14 protein-coding genes and 1 pseudogene are annotated in these 18,198 nt (G+C 66.5%); 6 read left to right on the top strand and 9 right to left on the bottom strand.

The annotated features are described in order from the left end of the window. The first annotated feature begins 185 nt into the window (after nucleotides 1–185). Both RTH46_RS22560 and lepB read left to right on the top strand, forming a co-directional pair. On the top strand, nucleotides 186–410 hold the full coding sequence (locus tag RTH46_RS22560; protein ID WP_153787033.1) for a DUF3820 family protein: 225 nt from the start codon (nucleotides 186–188) through the stop codon (nucleotides 408–410). Between the two features lie 66 nt (nucleotides 411–476). Then, nucleotides 477–1,250 (top strand): signal peptidase I, encoded by a 774-nt coding sequence (lepB, locus tag RTH46_RS22555; RefSeq protein ID WP_316906677.1) that lies wholly within the window; start codon nucleotides 477–479, stop codon nucleotides 1,248–1,250. A gap of 85 nt (nucleotides 1,251–1,335) precedes the next feature. Here the strand turns inward: lepB and RTH46_RS22550 are convergent, their stop codons facing one another. The 3 genes from RTH46_RS22550 to ptsP are packed head-to-tail and all read right to left on the bottom strand — an operon-like array spanning nucleotide 1,336 to nucleotide 6,861. After that, nucleotides 1,336–3,063, bottom strand: a complete 1,728-nt coding sequence (locus RTH46_RS22550) for a PTS fructose-like transporter subunit IIB (protein WP_316906676.1) — start codon at nucleotides 3,061–3,063, stop codon at nucleotides 1,336–1,338. Continuing rightward, nucleotides 3,063–4,007, bottom strand: coding sequence for a 1-phosphofructokinase (gene pfkB, locus RTH46_RS22545; RefSeq protein WP_153787036.1), 945 nt, complete (start codon nucleotides 4,005–4,007; stop codon nucleotides 3,063–3,065). The genes RTH46_RS22550 and pfkB overlap by 1 nt, the downstream gene beginning before the upstream one ends. A gap of 1 nt (nucleotide 4,008) precedes the next feature. Further along, nucleotides 4,009–6,861, bottom strand: a complete 2,853-nt coding sequence (gene ptsP / locus RTH46_RS22540; RefSeq protein WP_316906675.1) for a phosphoenolpyruvate--protein phosphotransferase — start codon at nucleotides 6,859–6,861, stop codon at nucleotides 4,009–4,011. A gap of 296 nt (nucleotides 6,862–7,157) precedes the next feature. On the opposite strand from ptsP, the gene cra reads away from it, so the two are divergent. Further along, the gene (cra, locus tag RTH46_RS22535; protein ID WP_316906674.1) at nucleotides 7,158–8,153 is read left to right on the top strand and encodes a catabolite repressor/activator; all 996 of its coding nucleotides are present in this window, start codon (nucleotides 7,158–7,160) and stop codon (nucleotides 8,151–8,153) included. A 1-nt stretch (nucleotide 8,154) separates the two neighbouring features. Next, on the top strand, nucleotides 8,155–8,931 hold the full coding sequence (locus RTH46_RS22530) for a TatD family hydrolase (RefSeq protein WP_316906673.1): 777 nt from the start codon (nucleotides 8,155–8,157) through the stop codon (nucleotides 8,929–8,931). 101 nt (nucleotides 8,932–9,032) lie between these two features. On the opposite strand, the gene RTH46_RS26415 is transcribed toward RTH46_RS22530, so the two are convergent. The 5 genes and pseudogenes from RTH46_RS26415 to RTH46_RS22510 all read right to left on the bottom strand — a co-directional run bounded on the left by RTH46_RS26415 (nucleotide 9,033) and on the right by RTH46_RS22510 (nucleotide 14,756). Continuing rightward, nucleotides 9,033–9,737, bottom strand: coding sequence for a methyl-accepting chemotaxis protein (locus tag RTH46_RS26415; protein ID WP_390968701.1), 705 nt, complete (start codon nucleotides 9,735–9,737; stop codon nucleotides 9,033–9,035). A gap of 153 nt (nucleotides 9,738–9,890) precedes the next feature. After that, nucleotides 9,891–10,085, bottom strand: a pseudogene (locus RTH46_RS26410) (HAMP domain-containing protein); the annotation flags it as partial. A gap of 1,091 nt (nucleotides 10,086–11,176) precedes the next feature. Then, the gene (gene ampE, locus RTH46_RS22520; protein WP_279845804.1) at nucleotides 11,177–12,007 is read right to left on the bottom strand and encodes a regulatory signaling modulator protein AmpE; all 831 of its coding nucleotides are present in this window, start codon (nucleotides 12,005–12,007) and stop codon (nucleotides 11,177–11,179) included. Continuing rightward, on the bottom strand, nucleotides 12,004–12,570 hold the full coding sequence (ampD, locus tag RTH46_RS22515; protein ID WP_153787042.1) for a 1,6-anhydro-N-acetylmuramyl-L-alanine amidase AmpD: 567 nt from the start codon (nucleotides 12,568–12,570) through the stop codon (nucleotides 12,004–12,006). The genes ampE and ampD overlap by 4 nt, the downstream gene beginning before the upstream one ends. Before the next feature lie 77 nt (nucleotides 12,571–12,647). Beyond that, nucleotides 12,648–14,756: a DUF1631 domain-containing protein gene (locus RTH46_RS22510; protein WP_316906671.1), complete on the bottom strand. Its 2,109-nt coding sequence runs from the start codon at nucleotides 14,754–14,756 to the stop codon at nucleotides 12,648–12,650. A 244-nt stretch (nucleotides 14,757–15,000) separates the two neighbouring features. Between RTH46_RS22510 and nadC the strand changes: the two genes are divergently transcribed. Then, nucleotides 15,001–15,849, top strand: a complete 849-nt coding sequence (nadC, locus tag RTH46_RS22505) for a carboxylating nicotinate-nucleotide diphosphorylase (protein ID WP_279845801.1) — start codon at nucleotides 15,001–15,003, stop codon at nucleotides 15,847–15,849. Nucleotides 15,850–15,962: 113 nt separating this feature from the next. On the opposite strand, the gene trxB is transcribed toward nadC, so the two are convergent. Then, the gene (trxB, locus tag RTH46_RS22500; protein ID WP_279845800.1) at nucleotides 15,963–16,919 is read right to left on the bottom strand and encodes a thioredoxin-disulfide reductase; all 957 of its coding nucleotides are present in this window, start codon (nucleotides 16,917–16,919) and stop codon (nucleotides 15,963–15,965) included. Nucleotides 16,920–17,246: 327 nt separating this feature from the next. Between trxB and cysZ the strand changes: the two genes are divergently transcribed. After that, nucleotides 17,247–17,975: a sulfate transporter CysZ gene (gene cysZ, locus RTH46_RS22495; protein ID WP_125465495.1), complete on the top strand. Its 729-nt coding sequence runs from the start codon at nucleotides 17,247–17,249 to the stop codon at nucleotides 17,973–17,975. Nucleotides 17,976–18,198: the final 223 nt, after the last annotated feature.

Genomic DNA, 18,198 nt, shown 5'->3' with positions numbered 1-18,198 from the left:
GTGGTAGTCACCTTTACCGGAGCAGGCTTCATGCCAGGCTTATTGGCTAAAAATAATCTATAAAAATCAGTTGCTTATAATTATTCAGAAATCGCCGCGCCGGTGCGTTCTGCATGATCGCCGCTTGGGTCGTCGTGCAGATTGCAGTATCGTCCGCGCTTCACCCGCCACAGGCCGCCGCCCCGATGAAACCTGAAGCCCTGCAACTGCTGGTCACCCGCACCATGCCTTTTGGCAAGTACCAGGGGCGGCTCATCGCCGACCTGCCGGGCGACTACCTGGCGTGGTTTGCGCGCAAGGGTTTCCCCCATGGCGAGCTGGGCGCGTTGCTGGCCTTGATGCATGAGATCGACCACAACGGCCTGGCCGACCTGCTGGTGCCGCTGCGGGCAAAAACCTGGCAGGGCTGAACGCTCAAGACCTCGCTGTACCTGCCGAAAACTCAAAGAGCTCTTTTCAAGGACGACTGACCTTCCATGCCTTCGCGTCAATCCGCTTCATCGGCGTTTGTCATCTCCCTGCTGGTCGCAGGTTCGGGGCTCTACTACGTAGGCCGCCTGCGTTGGGCGCTGATACTGCTGGCGCTGTTCTTCATCGACTTCTTCCTGATCGGCCTGTTTGCCACACCTATGGCGGTGATCGTCGGCCTGTGGGTCGCATTGGCCCTGAAGCTCGGCTCGGCCTGTCTGGCCGCCTGGATCGCCTGGCGCGGTCACCCGGGCAGCGAACCACCCGGAGCACGCCTGGTGGGATACGCCGCTGCGGTGGTGGTGCTGGCCGGCGTGCTGGTGCTGCTGCGCGGGCCGTTGTTCGGTTACCGGCTCGACCAGATTCCTTCGGGCTCGATGGAGCCGACGCTGCAGATCGGCGATCACATCGTCAGCGACTCGCGCTTGCTGGGCGACCTCAAGGTGGGGGATGTGGTGCTGTACCGCCAGGGCAATATTGAAGGGTTCAAGCGCGTGGCGGGGGTAGCCGGCGACCGGCTGGAGATCGTTGCGGGCGAACTGTTGGTCAATGGCCGCAATCTGGGCTTGTTCCATGCACCCGCCGAGATGGTGCGCAGCCCTTATTCACTGAGCCTGGCGCCCCTGGTGGTGGAGCCCGGCCATGTCTACCTGCTCGGCGACCGGCGCGACAACAGCACCGACAGCCGTTACTTCGGCCAGGTCGCAGTGGCGGATGTAACGGCGAAGATTACCGGGGTCTGGTACGCGAAGAATCGCCAACGGATCGGCACCACCTTCTAATAGCCATCGCGGGGCAAGCCCGCTCCCACGCTGTAGCCGGCGTGGGAGCGGCGGTGCGCCGATGCGACTTGCCCCGCGATGGGCGTCAGCCCTTGGCCGGCGCCACCACCATCTCCACCTGCTCGCCCTTCTTGATCACCGCATACACCACCGCCGTCACCAGGCTCCCTGCCAGGATCGCCAGCAGGTACAACAGCGCATGGTTGATCGCATTGGGTATCAGCAGCACGAACAGCCCACCGTGCGGGGCCATCAGCTTGCAGCCAAAGTACATCGACAGCGCGCCGGTCAAGGCGCCGCCGGCGATGCTCGCGGGGATCACCCGCAGCGGGTCCTTGGCGGCGAACGGGATGGCGCCTTCGGAGATGAAGCACAGCCCCAGCGCCAACGCCGCCTTGCCGGCCTCGCGCTCGCTCTGGGCGAACTTGCGCCGGGCGAGGAAGGTGGCGATGCCCAGGCCGATCGGCGGCACCATGCCAGCCGCCATGGTCGCCGCCATCGGTGCGTAGCTGGATGACGCCAGCAAGCCCACCGAAAACGCATAGGCAGCCTTGTTGATCGGCCCACCGAGGTCGACGCACATCATGCCGCCGAGCAGCAGCCCGAGCAGGATGGCGTTGGTGGTGCCCATGCTGTCGAGAAAGTGCGTGAGCCCTGCGAGCATGGCCGCCACCGGCTGGCCGACCACGTAGATCATCACAAGCCCAGTGAACAGGCTGGCCAGCAGCGGGATGATCAGGATCGGCTTGAGCGCTTCGAGGCTGCTGGGCAGACTCACCCAACGGGCGATGGCCTTGGCGCTGTAACCGGCGAGAAAACCGGCGACGATGCCGCCGATGAAGCCTGCGCCTAGGGTGCCGGCCAGCAGGCCGCCGATCATCCCTGGCGCCAGGCCCGGGCGGTCGGCGATGGACCAGGCGATGTAACCGGCCAGCAGCGGCACCATCAGTTTGAACGCCGCTTCGCCGCCGATCTGCATCAAGGCCGCCGGCAGCGTGCCGGGCTGCTTGTAGGCCTCGATGCCGAACACGAACGACAGGGCTATCAGCAAACCGCCGGCCACCACCATCGGCAGCATGAACGACACGCCGGTGAGCAGGTGTTTGTAAACGCCGGTCTTCTCGGTTTTTTGCGGCGCGCTGGCGGCATCAGCGGCGTTTTCCACCTTGCCTTCGGCCAGTGCCTTGTCCAGGGTGACGCGGGCCTGCTTGAGGGCGATGCCGGTGCCGCAGCGGTAGATGCGCTTGCCGGCGAAGCGTGCGGTGGGCACTTCGATGTCGGCGGCCAGCAGCACCACGTCGGCGGCGGCGATGGCCTCGGCCGGCAAGGGATTGCGGGCACCTACCGAGCCTTGGGTTTCCACGGTCAGCGTGTAGCCCAGGGCCTGGGCGGCCTGCTGCAGCGCCTCGGCGGCCATGAAGGTATGGGCGACACCTGTGGGGCAAGCCGTTACCGCAACGATCTTCGGCGTGCTGGCGGTCGCGCTGGGGCCGATTTGCTGCGCGTGCACCTGGGCCTTGGCGGCGGCTTCGTCAAGAAATCCCTCGCGGTCGGCCAGGGCCTGGGCCGGGGTGCTCTGGTACAGGCGCTTGCCGGCGAAACGCGCCAGATCGACCGGTCCGGTGTTGACCACCAGCACCCAGTCGGCCTCGGCGATCTGCGCGGGCGACAGGCGCCGCTCGGGGTGTTCGGCCTCCTGCACTTCGACGCTGGTGCTCCAGCCTCGACGCTGGGCAGCGGCGGCCAGCAGGCGCGCACTGAGCACGCTGGACACCTGGCCGTTGGGGCAGGCGGTGACAATGGCAATGTTCATCAGCAGCCCTCTTGTTGTTCTGTCAGGTGCACGGCGGCTTCAAGGTGCGCCAGCTGCTCGCGGTCGTGGATGCCGAAACCGACCTGGGTGACCGCCTGGGCGGCGATCGCGGTGGCGCGGCGCAGGGTCGCTGCTGGCGCCTCGCCCTGCAGCAGGCCATGGACCATGCCCGCCACCAGCGAATCACCGGCGCCCACGGTGCTGGCGATGCGCACCTGGGGTGGCTGGGCATGCAGCGCCAGCCCTGCGGCAAACCAGGTGACGCCGTGTTCGCCCTGGGACACCACCACATGCTCGACGCCACTGGCCAGCAACTGGTCGGCGGCGGCGTGTTGCCGTGCCGCGTCATCCACCGGCAGCCCAAGTACTTCACCCAGTTCGTCAGTGTTCGGCTTGACCAGCCAGGGCGCGGCCTGCAGGCCGGCGCGCAGGGCTTCGCCGCTGCTGTCGAGGGCCACTTTCAGGCCTTGAGCCTTGAGCATCTGCAGCAACTCGCGCAACCAGCCTGGGCTGATCCCCCGTGGCAGGCTGCCGGCCACCACCGCCGCATCATGCCCCGGCGCTACCTGCGCCAGGCGGTGCAGCAGGTCGTTCCTGGCGGCCTCATCGACTTGCGGGCCCTGGCCATTGATGTCGGTGACCCGGCCGTCGGCCTCGACTAGCTTGATGTTGCTACGGGTCTCGCCGGGGACACGCACGAAGCAATCGGCAAAGCCGCGCTGGGCGATCAGCGCCTCGAAAGGTTGCAGGTTGTCCTGGCCGAGAAAACCACCGACGGTGACGCTGTGGCCCAGGTCGGCCAGGACCTGGGCGACGTTCAGGCCCTTGCCGGCGGCATGGCTGTGCTGGGCCTGGCTGCGGTTGACTGCGCCGGCTTGCAGGCGGTCGAGGCTGACGGTGATGTCCAGCGCCGGGTTGAGGGTAAGGGTGAGGATCTTGGCCATTTCAGTAACGCTCCACCAGCGCCCGGACCGCTTCGGCGCTGTCTTGTTGCAGGGCCTCGCGCGCCAGGGCGCGGGCCGTCGATAGGGTGGCCTGGCGCACCAGTGCCTTGACTTCGGGGATGCTGCGGGCGGCGACACTCAACTCATCCACCTCCAGCCCCAGCAGCACCGCGACCGCCTGCGGGTCGGCCGCCAGCTCACCGCAGATGCCCACCCACTTGCCTTCGGCGTGGGCGGCGCGCACGGTCATGTCGATCAATTGGAGCACTGCCGGGTGCAGGCCGTCGGCCTGGGCCGAAAGGCTCGGGTGGCCGCGGTCGATGGCCAGGGTGTACTGGGTAAGGTCGTTGGTGCCGATGCTGAAGAAGTCCACTTCGCGCGCCAACTGCGGGGCCAGCAGCGCGGCGGACGGCACCTCGACCATGATCCCGACCTGCAGGTCGCTGACCGGGATTTCCAGGCGCAAGCGCTCGACCATGGCCTTGGCGGCACGCCACTCGTGCACCTGCCCGACCATCGGGAACATGATGCGCAGGGGGCGGTTGTCAGCCGCGCGCAGCAGGGCGCGCAGCTGCTCTTCCATCACCTGCGGGCGCTGCAGGGTCAGGCGTACGCCGCGCACGCCAAGGAAGGGGTTTTCTTCCGCCGCAATCGGCCAGTAGGGCAAGGGTTTGTCGCCACCCACGTCGAGGGTGCGCACCACCAGTGGCCGCCCGGCCAGGCCGTCGAGCACGCGGCGGTATTCGGCTTCCTGGGTGGCCACGTCGGGGGCCTGCGGGTGGGCCATGAAGATCAGCTCGGTGCGCAGCAGGCCGACGCCTTCGGCGCCCTGCTCCACCACCTTGTCGATGCCGCTACTGTCACCGATGTTGGCGCACACTTCGAGGCGATGGCCGTCGCGGGTCTCCGCCGGTTCATGGCGGTTGGCCCAGGCGATCTGCAAGCGCCGCTCGCGGGCGTCGCGTTCGGCCAGGGCGCGTTGCAGTTCATCGGCGGGCGGGGCGATGGCGACACGCCCGCGCTGGCCGTCGAGCAGCAGCGGCGTGCCGCTGTCGAGCAGCAGGATCGCCGCGCCGGCGCCGACCACCGCCGGGATGCCCAGGGCGCGGGCAACGATGGCACTGTGGGCGGTGGCACCGCCTTGGGCGGTGACGATGCCGGCGACCCGAGCCGGGTCCAGGCGCGCCACGTCCGAGGGGCCTACTTCGGCCATCACCAGCACGTAGGGTTGTGCGGGCTCGGCAGCCTGCTGCACGCCACACAGCTGTGCCAGCACCCGCCGGCCAATGTCGCGCAGGTCGGCAGCGCGCTCGGCCAGCAGGGTGTCGTGCAGGGCCTCCTGCTGGCGCGCGGCGGCGTCGATCACGGCCATCCAGGCGGCGGCGGCGCTTTCGCCCTGGGCCAGGCGCAGCTCGACCTCGTCCATCAGGGCCGGGTCGCTGAGCATCTCTTGATGGGTGACGAAGATTTCGCCGATGGCCTTGTCGCTGCGCTGCACCAGGGCCTGCAGGTCGGCGTGCACCGCCGCCACGGCGCTGCGCAATTTCAGGCGTTCCTGGGCAGGGGATTCGCCGCGCAGGGGGTAGTCGATGTCGCGCTCGACCCGCACAAAGGCCGGGCCGCTGGCGATGCCGGGGGCTGCCGCGACGCCCTGGATGGTGGTGCCGGGCAGCGGTGCCTCAAGCACCGGCGCGGCTGCCTCGGCAGCAGGCTGGGTAACGGCTGGCAGTGGCTCCACGTCCTCGCCGAGGCCTTGCTCGATGGCAGCCAGCAACACCGGCAGCGCGTCATTGGCGATGCCCGGCTCGGCGATCAGCTCCAGTACCTGGCCACGCCGGGCGCCCAGGCTGAGCAGCTTGCTCAGGCTCTTGACCGATACCGCAGGCTGGGCGCTGTCGAGTACGCGCACGCGGATCTCGCCTTCGAAACCTTTGGCCAGTTGCGCCAGTTCCTTGGCCGGGCGGGCATGCAAACCATGGGGGTTGGCCAGCACCACCCGGGCGCTGGGCCAGTCGGCAGGTGCTTCGCCGCCGAGCACTTCGAGCACGGCGCGGCTGCTGGTGGCCTGGTAGAGCATCTGCCCACGGCCTTCGATCAGCACTTCGCACAGGCGTTCGAGCAGGGCCTGGTGCGCGGCACCGAGGCTGGCCAGGCAGAACAGGCCATTGAGCGGCTGGTCGCGGTAACGCAGGGTTTGTTGTGGGGTGACGAAGGCCAGGCCCGGCTGGCGTACCTGGCGCTCGCTGTGCAGCCACCACAGGCCTTCGCCCAGGGGCAGCGGCTCGGCCTGTTGCAGCACCGCAGCGAAACCGCTGTCGACACAACCGGCGCGCTGCAACAGGCGTGCACCGCGCCAGGCCAGTTCGTCGAAGTCTTCGGCGGCCAGGTTGAGGCCGACCAGCTGCGCATCCAAGGCCAGTTCCTGGGGCGCGCCTTGCAGTAGCTTGAGCAGGGCTTCGGCACTGCCGGCACGGCGCAAGGCCTCGGCCAGGTCGGTCTCGCCGAGGGCGCGGGTGAGCAGTTGCAGCAGGCGCAGGTGTTCGTCGGAACGGGCGGCGATGCCGATGGCCAGGTACACCATCTGCCCGTCGCCCCAGTCCACCCCTTCGGGGAACTGCAGCAGGCGCACGCCGGTGGCGAACACCAGGTCGCGGGTCTGCGGCGTGCCATGGGGGATGGCGATGCCCTGGCCGAGGAAGGTCGAGCCCTGCGCTTCGCGGGCGCGCAAGCCGTCGACATAGCCCTCGGCAACCAGCCCGTCGGCCACCAGCCGCGCGGCCAGCAAGGCCAACGCCTCGCCTTTGTCGGCGGCCTTCTGGCCCATGGCAATCTGCTCCACGGCAAGCTCGAGCATGACCTTCTCCTTTCCGGCGCCCAGGTGGGGTACCGAGGTATTGTTGTGGATTTTTCCGGCAAAAGCCGTTCAATTGATCAGCGCAAGTGGCCAGGCTGGATGTGGCAAGCAGGAAAAATCAGCCAAGCTGAAACGATTAATCTGACCAAGCGGCCACGTTACTCGATAATCTGCCGACGAAAAAGCCCCATCCTGTCGGACAATTGCGACAATGGTCGTCTGCGCGCGGGCCTGCGCTTGGGTGAAACTACCCGGTCAGGCAAGCAGTCAGCCCCGGAAATAACAAGGAAAATTCGGTGAAACTCAGCGATATCGCCCGTCTGGCCGGTGTGTCCGTGACCACGGCCAGCTACGTCATCAATGGCAAGGCCGAGCAGCAGCGCATCAGCAACAGTACCGTCGAGCGCGTGCGCGCGGTGGTCGAGGCCCATGGCTTCACCCCCAACCCGCAGGCCGCCGGCCTGCGCAGCCGGCACACCCGCACCCTGGGCTTCATTCTCCCCGACCTCGAGAACCCCAGCTACGCCCGTATCGCCAAGCAGCTGGAACAGGGCGCCCGCGCCCGTGGCTACCAGTTGCTGATCGCCAGCAGCGACGACCAGCCCGACAGCGAGCACCAGTTGCAGCAACTGTTCCGCGCCCGCCGTTGCGATGCACTGTTCGTCGCCAGTTGCCTGCCGCCCGAGGACGACAGCTACCGTGAGCTGCAGGACAAGGGCCTGCCGGTGATCGCCATCGACCGGCGCCTGGACCCGGCGCACTTCTGCTCGGTCATCAGCGACGACCGCGACGCCAGCCGCCAGCTCGCCGAGAGCCTGTTGAAGACCCGCCCACAAAGCATCGCACTGATCGGCGCCCGCCCCGAGCTGTCGGTGAGCCAGGCCCGTGCCGGTGGCTTCGACGAGGCCATGCAGGCCTATGCCGGTGAAGTGCGTCGCTACCAGGGCGATGCGTTCAGCCGCGAGTGCGGCCAGCGCCTGATGCAGCAACTGATCGCCGAACACGGCGGCCTGCCGGATGCCCTGGTGACCACCTCCTATGTGCTGCTGCAAGGGGTGTTCGACATCCTGCAGGCGCGCCCGGCGGATTCGCGCCAGCTGCAACTGGGCACCTTCGGTGACAACCAGTTACTCGATTTCCTGCCACTGCCGGTCAACGCCATGGCCCAGCAGCACGGCCTGATTGCCGCCACCGCGCTGGAGCTGGCGCTGGCCGCCATCGAAGAGAAGCGCTACGAGCCCGGCGTGCATGCCATCGGTCGTACCTTCAAGCAACGTATTCCAGGCGCCTGACATGCGCCTGATTGACACCCACACCCACCTCGACTTCCCCGAGTTCGACGCCGACCGCCCGCAGCTGCTGGCCAACGCGGCGGCGCGCGGGGTGGAGCGGATGGTGGTGCTGGGGGTGTACCAGGACAACTTCCAACGCGTGTGGGACCTGGCCTGCAGTGACTCGCGCCTGTATGCCGCACTCGGCCTGCACCCGATCTACCTCGACCAGCATCGCCCGGAGCACCTGCTGCAACTGCGCGAATGGCTGGAGCGCCTGCGTGGCGACCCGCGCCTGTGTGCGGTGGGCGAGTTCGGCCTGGATTACTACCTGCCGGAACTTGACCCGCAGCGCCAGCAAGCGCTGTTCGAAGCCCAGCTGCAACTGGCCTGCGACTTCGAACTGCCGGCCCTGCTGCATGTGCGCCGCAGCCATGCCCAGGTGATCGCCACGCTCAAGCGCTACAAACCGAAGCGGGCGGGGATCGTCCACGCCTTTGCCGGCAGTTATGAAGAGGCGCGGGAGTACATCAAGCTGGGGTTCAAGTTGGGCCTGGGCGGCGCGGCGACCTGGCCGCAGGCCCTGCGGCTGCGCAAGACCCTGGCGCGGCTGCCGCTGGAATGCGTGGTGCTGGAGACGGATTCACCGGACATGGCGCCGGTGATGTACCCGGGGGTGCGCAACAGCCCGGAGCACCTGCCGGAGATCGCCGGGGCGCTGGCCGAGGTGATGGGGGTTGAGGTCGGGGTGCTGGCCGAGGCCAGTAGCTGCAATGCCGACGAGCTGTTTGGCTGGTAGTTGTGTGGTGCTCCTACCGGCCTCATCGCCGGCAAGCCGGCCCCCACATGTTCGGCCTGCGGGAGCCGGCTTGCCGGCGATGAGGCCGGTACAGGCAGAAACTAAACCCTGAACGCCCCGATCAGTCGCTTCAACTCCACCACCTGCACCGACAACGCCCGGCTGGCATCCTCGGTCTGGCAGGCGCCTTCGGTGGTGTCCTGGGCCGCCCGATTTATCGCCACGATGTTCTGGTCGATGTCGTGGGCCACGGCGGTCTGCTGCTCCACCGCTGCAGCAATCTGCTGGTTCTGCTCGACGATGCCACTCACCGCGCCAAGGATGTTGCCCAGCGCCTGCTGCACCTGGCGCGCCTCGTCCACCGTACCGGCGGCCATCTGGTGGCTGCTGCCCATCACCCGCACCGCGGCACCGACACCTTCGCGCAAGCGCTCGATCATCTGAGCGATCTCCTCGGTGGAGTCCTGGGTACGCCGGGCCAATGTACGTACTTCATCGGCCACTACCGCAAAGCCACGACCCTGCTCGCCGGCCCGGGCCGCTTCGATGGCGGCGTTGAGGGCCAGCAGGTTGGTCTGCTCGGCAATGCTGCGGATCACCTCCAGTACCCGGCCGATGGCCTGGCTGTCGGCGGCCAGCTGGTTGACCGCCACCACGCTCTGGTCGATCTCCCCCGCCAGGCGGGCGATGCTGCCCTGCTGGCTTTCGACCAGGTCGCGGCCCGAGGCGCTTTCGTGGTTGACCCGTTGTGCGCCCTCGGCGGCCAGCGCCGCGCTGCGCGCCACTTCCAGCGCAGTGGCGGTCATCTGGTTCATGGCCGTGGCCACCTGCTCGATCTGTTCGCGCTGGCCGCCAACCGCCTGGTTGCTGCGCGCCGACACCGACAACACCTGGCCGGCCTGCTCCTCGACCGTGGCCACCGTATGGCCGACCTGCTCGATCAACCCGCGGATGCGCCGCACGGTCTCACTGAAACCACGGCCCAGCTCGCCCAGTTCGTCCTGGCTGCTGGCCTGGAAACTGACCGTCATGTCGCCGGCGGCCACTTTGTCCATGGCGCTGCCGAGCTTGCCCAGGGTTTCGCGGGTAGACACGTAGAAGCCGCTGTAGAGGTAGATGATCAGCACGAATACCGTGGCCAGCGCGGCAACCATGGCGATCATGCGCAGGCGGTGCTGGGCGAGGCGGTCTTCCAGTTGCCCGTTCAATTGCGCCAGCACGGCGTCGTTGAGGCGGTAGGTCTGGGCCATCAGCTCGGTGGTCTGCTGGTAGAAGCCGGCCCAGGGCGCGTCCAGGGTCTCGGCTACCACCACCTGGTCCTCGAACAGGCTGGCGGCCTGCTTGACCGTGGCCTGGCTGGCCTGGGCACTGGCTGCCAGCGCCGCCTTGGCCTGATTGTCAGCAGCCAGGGCGTCATCAAGGCGAATGGCGTAGTCGGCGGACAGCCGCTCCAGGCGCTGCAGCAGGTCTTCGAAACGGGCGCTGCCGGCGGAGTCCATGAACCCGCGGCCCAGGGCCACCGAGCCCATCGCCCGCCCCTCGCCGATAGCCTGGGTAACCTGCGCCGTGGCGCTGCCGATCAGCTCGCCGAGCTGGAGTACCGAGGCCTGGCTGTCCTGATTGAGGCCCGACTGGCTGGCCACCAGCTTGCCCAGCACCTGGGCCTGGGCCAGCAGTTTTTCAAACAACGCGGCCTTGTTCTGCAACGAGGTTTCACCACGGGCACGGGTGAAGGCGTCGGCCAGCTCGGCGCGCTTGGCTTCGAGGGCCGGGTCGCTGCCCTTGAGCGCGTCGAGCCGGGCCTGGACCTTGTCCTGCAAGCTGGCGATACGGCCTTCCACATCCCCGGCCTGGCCCGACTGGCCGAGCACGGCGTTGATCTGCAGCAGGTTGCCGAGGGTTTCCAGATCGCCCCGCAACGCCAGGCTCTCGCCCAGCGGGGCCAGGCCCTGCAGCTCGACGCGGGTGGCGTGGAACTGGTTATAGGCGTCGCGTACCAGATAGAAGCTGGTGACCAGCATGGGCAGGAAGAACAGGACGCTGATCAGGCTGAACTTCATGCCGAAGCTCAGCCGATTCATCAGCGCGATGGCCGGATAGAGCAGACGCTTCACAGGTCACCTCCTTGAATTCTTGTTGTTCTGCGGGGTAGCACTCGGCCATCAAGGGCCAAACACTTTGTATAACGCAGAATGAATTCAAGGTTTGTAACTTAAGGTTAAGCGACCTGTGCTCAACCGTTGCGTCAGACCAGCACCGTCCACAGGGCGAAACAGGCATACCACAGCACCGCGCTGCGCAGCAGCAGTTCCCACAGGCTGTCCAGCCGCTCCAGCCCGCGCTGGCGGTCTTCTTCCTCGGGGATGTCGTCGGCCACCCGGCCCACCTTGGCCACCAGATGGCCGGCGCTGATATGCCAGTCGAGCAGCTCATGCAGCATCACCCGGGTGACCGCGACGAAGTTGCCGACCAGGGCAAAGCTCACCGCCAGCACCCGTACCGGCAACCAGTCCAGTGCATGGCGCAGTTGCTCGGCGAGGGTCTTGAGCGCCGGCTGCCGGCTGTTTTCGCCGGTCAAGGCCAGCAAGCGGTAGGCCAGCGCCGCCGCCGGGCCGAGCAGGAAGTACCAGAAGATCACCGCGAAGAAACTCTGGTAAGCCTGCCACAGCAAGTGGCCCTGGGCCCGCTTGATCAGGCTCATGGCATCGTCGGCGGCCAGCCCCAGGTCGCGCTCGGCCACGTGTAGCGCGGCCTGGTCGTCGCCACGCCGCCAGGCGTCGCGGAACGGCCCAAGGGCGGCTTTGACGTCGCCGCGGCCCAGGCTGTAGATCAGCACCAGCAGGTGCACCGGCAGCGCCAGCAGGCCATAGGCGACCGGCTCCAGCACATGCAGCAGCAAAACCAGCAGCGCCACCGGGGCGAGGATCAGGATGGCCAGGGTCCACCAGGGGTGGACCTTGCCGCTGCGCTCGAGGCGCACCAGTTCTCCGAGGTAGAAGCCGTCGCGCTGCAACCGTTGGCGCAGCGACGAAAACTTCTCGAACCACAGCGCCAGCACCAACACCAGAAAGCTCATGCCTTGTCCTCAATGCGTTGCACAGCGTCGCGGTAGCGCGGCCAGTCGAAGGCCGGGCCAGGGTCGGTCTTGCGTTGCGGGGCGATATCGCTATGGCCGCAAATACGCTGCAGGTCGATCACCGGCCAGGCTGCGCGGATCGCTTGGGTCAGCTGTTGCAGGGCGCTGTACTGGGCATCGGTGTAGGGCAAGTCGTCGGTGCCTTCCAGCTCGATACCGATGGAAAAGTCGTTGCAGCCTTCACGGTCCTCGAAGCGCGACACACCGGCGTGCCAGGCGCGGTCGAGCAGCGAGACGAACTGGGTCACCGCACCGTCGCGCTCGACGAACAGGTGCGCCGATACGGTCAAGTGGCTGATGCTGGCGAAATAGGGGTGCTCGTTCGGGTCGAGGCGGTTCTGGAAGAACTGCTGGACCTTGCCGGTGCCGAAGCAGGCCGGTGGCAGGCTGATGTTGTGGATCACCAGCAGCGAGATCGCCTCGCCGTCAGGGCGGGCATTGCAGTTCGGTGAAGGGCAGTGGCTTACGCCGGTGAACCAGCCGGTCGCATGGTCCAATTGCATGGGGCAAATCCTGAATGACGCCGGGGGCAGGCGCTCAGTATGCCGCGCACGTGCGGCGCTTGCATGTAAATGATTGTTCAGCCAATGCCCTGCTCCGCACGCAGTTGCGCCAGCACGGCCTCCAGTGCGCGCTCGAACAACTGCCCGTCATCGAGCGTGCGCACCTGGCCCAGGCACAGCGCCTGGGCCAGGCCCGCGTGGCTCCATTCGCGCACCTTCATGCCGGTACGGTTGGCGAACACCAGCCGGTCGCTGCCGTCGATACGGGCCACCAGCTTGCAGCGCAGGGGTTCTTCGTCGTCCAGCACCTCGACCCAGGCGCCGATGCGCAAGTGTTCCACCAGGCGCTGCGCGGGCGCCTGTTCATCGACGTCCAGGCAAGGGCCACGGGGCGTTTCGTCGGCAGTGGCGAGGACGATACCGGCCTGTACGCACACCTCCTGCAACGCCTCGTCAGGCACCCATGGGCCGCCACAGGCGCGCTGGTGCAACTGCTCCAGGTGCTGGAAGAAATCACGGGTGGCGGCTGCGTCCAGCGCCACGCCAGCCAGCCCTTCGCGCAACGCTTTGAGCAAGCCGGGCAGCTGCTCCAGCAACTGCCCAGGTTCGCGCTGCGGGGCAATGCTGGCCAGCAATTGGTCGACCGTCGCCAAGCCATCGCGCCAGGCCGCAGACGCCTCGCCCTGCTTAAGCCAGGCCAGCAGCAGCACCTGGCTCCAGGCCTGCTCCAGCATCTGCACCACCACCTGCGGCAACACCCGGCCGCGCAGGCGCAGGTTGAGTACCTGCTGTACCCGCAGGTTGGCCTGCAACGCCCGTACGCGCCCTTCCTCGGCGTCGCGGGTGCGTTGCTCGAGCAGTTCGTTGCGCCGCCGTTCGTCCTGGCTAAAGGCAAGAAACTCGTCGAGCAGCTCGTCGAACAGCTGACAGTCTTCGGCGAAATCCTTGAGCAGCCGCTGGACGATGCGCTCAACGCGCCGCTGCAGACCCTCGCCGTCGGCCTCCCAGCCGATTGCCACGGCGGCGATCTCGTTGAGCAGGCGGCGTGCCGGGTGGCTGGCGCGGCTGAACAGGCCTTTGTCGATCAGGGCAACCTTGAGCAGCGGGATATGCAGGCGGCCGACCAGCGCGCGCACATTCGCTGGCAGGTTATGGTCGGCGTCGATGAAGCTGAACAGCAGGCCGAACAAGTTGATCATGTCTACGTCGCTGGTAGCGATACAGCGGCGTGTGCCGCTGCGCACGCTGACCCGCAGCACCAGCTGTTCGAGCTGCTGGCCCAGGTCGAAGTCGTCGGCCTCGCCGGGGCCCGGTACATAGTGCTGCAGGTGGGTCAGCAAGCGCAGCAGGTCGCCGGTGCCGATCGGCTGTGCGTCGCTGGCCGCCTGCAGGCGCGGCGCGAAACGCCCGCGAACAGGGGCCAGCAGGGCTTGCACAGAGGCGAAGAACGCCTGGCCGGCAAGGTCGACCCCGGCGTCCCTCACCTGCGCGGGGCCTGCCGCCACCCGGCGGGGAATACTGCGCCGATCGTCGGCGCGACGGCGTGGCGCGGGCGCCAGGTCAGGCAGCACGCCCGCGGCGACGAGCAACTGGTTGGCCTCGCCATAGAGCAGGTCGAGGTCGCGCAACACATAGCGCTCGAACAGTTTGAGCAGGACTTGCTTGACCTCAGGCCCCACGCCCAGGTTGCGCCCCGCCGTGAGGAAGTAGCCACATAGGCTGCCAGGCCCCAGCGGGTTGCATGCCGGCTCCAGGTCCTGTTCGAGCAAGGCTGCGCAGCGCAGGTTCAGTTGCCGCAGGTCGAAACCGTCGCGCGACAGCACACGGTCGACCATCGCCTGTACCACGGCGGAATGCGCCGGTGCGGCTATGGCATCGGCCTGACCGATCAGGGCGAAGGCCTGGTAGAAGGTGTCGAGGAAGCCGCGCTCGATGCTCTTGCGCTTGAGGCGCAAGTCACGCATGGCCTCGAAGTGCAGATTCTGATCCAGGCGGTCGCAGGCTTTGTCGGCCATCTCGAACAGGGTGTCGTCGGCGTTGTCGAACAAGGCCTGAAGGCCTTGGCGCAGCTGTAGCGCAGCCTTGTCGCGCACTTGCAGGAGCAACGACGGAAGGCTGGGCGAGGGCGTTTGCGCACCTCGATCGATGGCGGCCGCCAGGGGCACCACCTTGCCTTCTTCTTGCATCCCGGACTCCTTGATGGATGTTGCGTACTCGACTGCGCAAAAATCGTCAAAGCTATGACGCCAAATACAAGGCGCCATTATCTGTGAAAATCATTACAGCTGCCAGCGTGGCTTTCGCACGACTCAAACAGACCGTGCCTTATAGCGATTACTCACAGAGCCCGACCAACGGTCATCGTCGGTGCTGCTGTACACACCGCCCCCCTGCCCTATAATCGCCGCCATCTAGCTTGTGGAGCCGACCATGCCGAACCTACGCCTCGCCGACCTGACCGCCGAAATCGAAGCCAACGTGCGCCGCGCGCTGCTCGAAGACATCGGCAGCGGCGACATCACCGCCCAGCTGATCCCGGCCGAGCGCCTGGCCAAGGCGACCATCATCACCCGCGAAGAGTGCGTGGTTGCCGGCACGGCCTGGGTGGATGCGGTGTTCCGCCAGCTCGACCCACGGGTGGCGGTGCACTGGCAGGTGGCGGACGGCGAGCGGGCCAGCGCCAACCAGGTGCTGTTCCACCTCGAAGGCCCGGCACGCTCGCTGCTCAGCGGTGAGCGCTCGGCGCTGAATTTTTTGCAGATGCTCTCGGGCGTGGCCACACGCGCACGCTCGCTCGCCGACCTGGTCGAGGGTACCCAGGTGCGCCTGCTCGACACCCGCAAGACCCTGCCGGGCCTGCGCCTGGCGCAGAAGTACGCGGTCACCTGCGGCGGCTGCCACAACCACCGCATCGGCCTGTACGACGCCTTCCTGATCAAGGAAAACCATATCGCGGCCAGTGGTGGCGTGGCCCAGGCAGTGGCTGCGGCGCACCGCATCGCCCCGGGCAAGCCGGTGGAAATCGAAGTGGAAAGCCTGGACGAGCTGCGCCAGGCACTGGCTGCCGGGGCCGATATCGTCATGCTCGACGAACTGACCCTCGATGAAATGCGCGAGGCGGTGCGCATCAACGCCGGCAAGGCCAAGCTCGAGGCCAGCGGCGGGGTTAACGAGACTACCCTGCGGGTGATCGCCGAGACTGGCGTGGACTACATCTCGATTGGTGCCATGACCAAGGATGTGAAGGCGGTGGATCTGTCGATGCGTCTGAGCCTGTAAGGTTATCCACAGGCACAAAAAAACCGGCCAGATGGCCGGTTTTTTTATCGCGGGGCAAGCCCGCTCCCACGGGATTGTGGGAGCGGGCTTGCCCCGCGATGGCTGGATCAGGATCAGGCGTTGGCCAGGCCGTCCAGGTAACGCTCGACGTCCAGTGCGGCCATGCAGCCGGCGCCGGCCGAGGTGATGGCCTGGCGGTAGACGTGGTCGGCCACGTCGCCGGCAGCGAACACGCCTTCGACGTTGGTGGCGGTGGCGTTGCCTTCACGGCCGCCGTGCACCACCAGGTAGCCGTCCTTCAGGGTCAACTGGCCTTCGAACAGCGAGGTGTTCGGGGTGTGGCCAATGGCGATGAACACGCCGTCGACCTTGACCTCGTCAAAGCTGCCGTCGTTGTTCTTCAGGCGCGCACCGGTCACGCCCATGTTGTCGCCCAGCACTTCGTCGAGGGTGGCGTTGAGCTTGAGCTCGATCTTGCCTTCGGCCACGCGGGCGTGCAGCTTGTCGATCAGGATCTTCTCGGCGCGGAAGGTATCGCGGCGGTGCACCAGGGTGACCTTGCTGGCGATGTTGGCCAGGTACAGCGCCTCTTCCACGGCAGTGTTGCCACCACCGACCACGGCAACCGGCTTGTTGCGGTAGAAGAAGCCGTCGCAGGTAGCGCAGGCCGAAACACCTTTGCCCATGAAGGTTTCTTCCGACGGCAGGCCCAGGTAGCGGGCGCTGGCACCGGTGGCGACGATCAGCGCGTCGCAGGTGTAGGTGCCGCTGTCGCCACGCAGGGTGAACGGCTTGTTGGCCAGGTCGACGGCATTGATGTGGTCGAAGACGATCTCGGTCTCGAAGCGCTCGGCGTGTTCCTGCATGCGCTGCATCAAGGCCGGGCCGGTCAGGCCGTGGGGGTCGCCCGGCCAGTTGTCGACTTCGGTGGTAGTGGTCAGCTGGCCGCCGGCCTGCATGCCAGTGATCAGCAGCGGCTTGAGGTTGGCGCGCGCGGCATACACCGCGGCGCTGTAACCGGCAGGGCCGGAACCCAGAATGATGACGCGCGAATGACGTACTTCAGACATGTCGAACTCCTGTCGAGCGGGCCGCAGCGGGCCGGCATCGGGATGCCGGCTGTGCCAGCTGGAATTAAAAAGGACCCACGCAGCACTTGGGGAAGTGCTACAACGCGTCGGTCCGAAAACGAAAAGTTGAGTGCACTGTAGCGAGGCCGCAGAGATTAAGGAAATATCCTTCGACAATCCACCTTATAGAGAGTCTCTATCCAAGGAGAAAACCGATAGGGATTGTCCATACGCTTTGTTACAGACCGTTTCGCAGGCTGCGGGCGCCTTTCGTCGAAACGGCAAACTCGGTAAGGTCAGCGCGTTTTCCTTCTGCGGAGCGTTCCGATGCAAGCCCCCGTCCTTTCTGGCCCGCAATACCTGCGCGAAGGCCTGAAACTGATCCTCAGCCCAAGCCTGCGGCTGTTCGTGCTGTTGCCCCTGGCGGTCAACCTGCTGCTGTTCGGCGGGCTGATCTGGTTCGCCGGCCACGAATTCAGCCTGTGGGTCGATGCGCTGATGCCCAGCCTGCCCGACTGGCTGAGCTTTCTTTCCTACATTCTCTGGCCGCTGTTCGTTGCCCTGGTGTTGTTGATGGTGTTCTTCACCTTCACCATGCTGGCCAACGTCATCGCCGCGCCGTTCAATGGCTTCCTTGCCGAGAAAGTCGAAGTGGTGGTGCGCGGCCAGGACAACTTCCCGGCGTTCAGCTGGGGCGAGCTGGTGGCGATGGTACCACGCACCTTTGGCCGTGAAATGCGCAAGCTCGGTTACTTCCTGCCGCGCGCCATCGGCCTGTTCATCCTGTCGTTCATCCCGGTGGTCAACGTGGTCGCCGCGCCGCTGTGGCTGGTGTTCGGCGTGTGGATGATGGCGATCCAGTACATCGACTACCCGGCGGACAACAACAAGATGAGCTGGCAGGACATGCTGGCCTGGCTGCGCCAGAAGCGCTGGCAGTCGCTGGGCTTTGGCGGCATCACCTACCTGGCGCTGATGATCCCTGGGGTCAACGTGGTGATGATGCCGGCGGCGGTGGCCGGGGCTACGTTGTTCTGGGTGCGTGAGCGCAATTGAGCGCGTGAGGGCACAACGGTCTTGCGTTGCTTGCAATGGCCTCATCGCCGGCAAGCCGGCTCCCACATGGATCGCGTCGAATCTGGACTGCCCCCAAGAAGTTGGACACCAATCCAACCCTTGGGGGATTTATGGGCAAGTACACCGAGCGCTTCAAGCTCATAGCCATCAGCGCCTACCTAGAAGGCAACAATGGCTTCAGGAAGGTAGCGCAGCATTTTGG

Origin of the sequence: Pseudomonas sp. zfem004 (assembly GCF_032621715.1) — a bacterium.
In the GTDB taxonomy this organism is placed as follows: domain Bacteria; phylum Pseudomonadota; class Gammaproteobacteria; order Pseudomonadales; family Pseudomonadaceae; genus Aquipseudomonas; species Aquipseudomonas sichuanensis.
The sequence above is the reverse complement of the archived record's forward strand: the minus strand, read 5'-3'. Positions and strand labels throughout refer to the sequence as shown.

Coding starts and splice junctions, on each gene's coding strand:
- trxB (WP_279845800.1), bottom strand. CDS start 16,919: ATGTCTGAAGTACGTCATTCGCGCGTCATCATTCTGGGTTCCGGCCCT.
- ptsP (WP_316906675.1), bottom strand. CDS start 6,861: ATGCTCGAGCTTGCCGTGGAGCAGATTGCCATGGGCCAGAAGGCCGCC.
- RTH46_RS22550 (WP_316906676.1), bottom strand. CDS start 3,063: ATGAACATTGCCATTGTCACCGCCTGCCCCAACGGCCAGGTGTCCAGC.
- ampD (WP_153787042.1), bottom strand. CDS start 12,570: ATGCAATTGGACCATGCGACCGGCTGGTTCACCGGCGTAAGCCACTGC.
- nadC (WP_279845801.1), top strand. CDS start 15,001: ATGCCGAACCTACGCCTCGCCGACCTGACCGCCGAAATCGAAGCCAAC.
- RTH46_RS22560 (WP_153787033.1), top strand. CDS start 186: ATGAAACCTGAAGCCCTGCAACTGCTGGTCACCCGCACCATGCCTTTT.
- pfkB (WP_153787036.1), bottom strand. CDS start 4,007: ATGGCCAAGATCCTCACCCTTACCCTCAACCCGGCGCTGGACATCACC.
- RTH46_RS26415 (WP_390968701.1), bottom strand. CDS start 9,737: ATGACCGCCACTGCGCTGGAAGTGGCGCGCAGCGCGGCGCTGGCCGCC.
- cysZ (WP_125465495.1), top strand. CDS start 17,247: ATGCAAGCCCCCGTCCTTTCTGGCCCGCAATACCTGCGCGAAGGCCTG.
- RTH46_RS22530 (WP_316906673.1), top strand. CDS start 8,155: ATGCGCCTGATTGACACCCACACCCACCTCGACTTCCCCGAGTTCGAC.
- RTH46_RS22510 (WP_316906671.1), bottom strand. CDS start 14,756: ATGCAAGAAGAAGGCAAGGTGGTGCCCCTGGCGGCCGCCATCGATCGA.
- lepB (WP_316906677.1), top strand. CDS start 477: ATGCCTTCGCGTCAATCCGCTTCATCGGCGTTTGTCATCTCCCTGCTG.
- ampE (WP_279845804.1), bottom strand. CDS start 12,007: ATGAGCTTTCTGGTGTTGGTGCTGGCGCTGTGGTTCGAGAAGTTTTCG.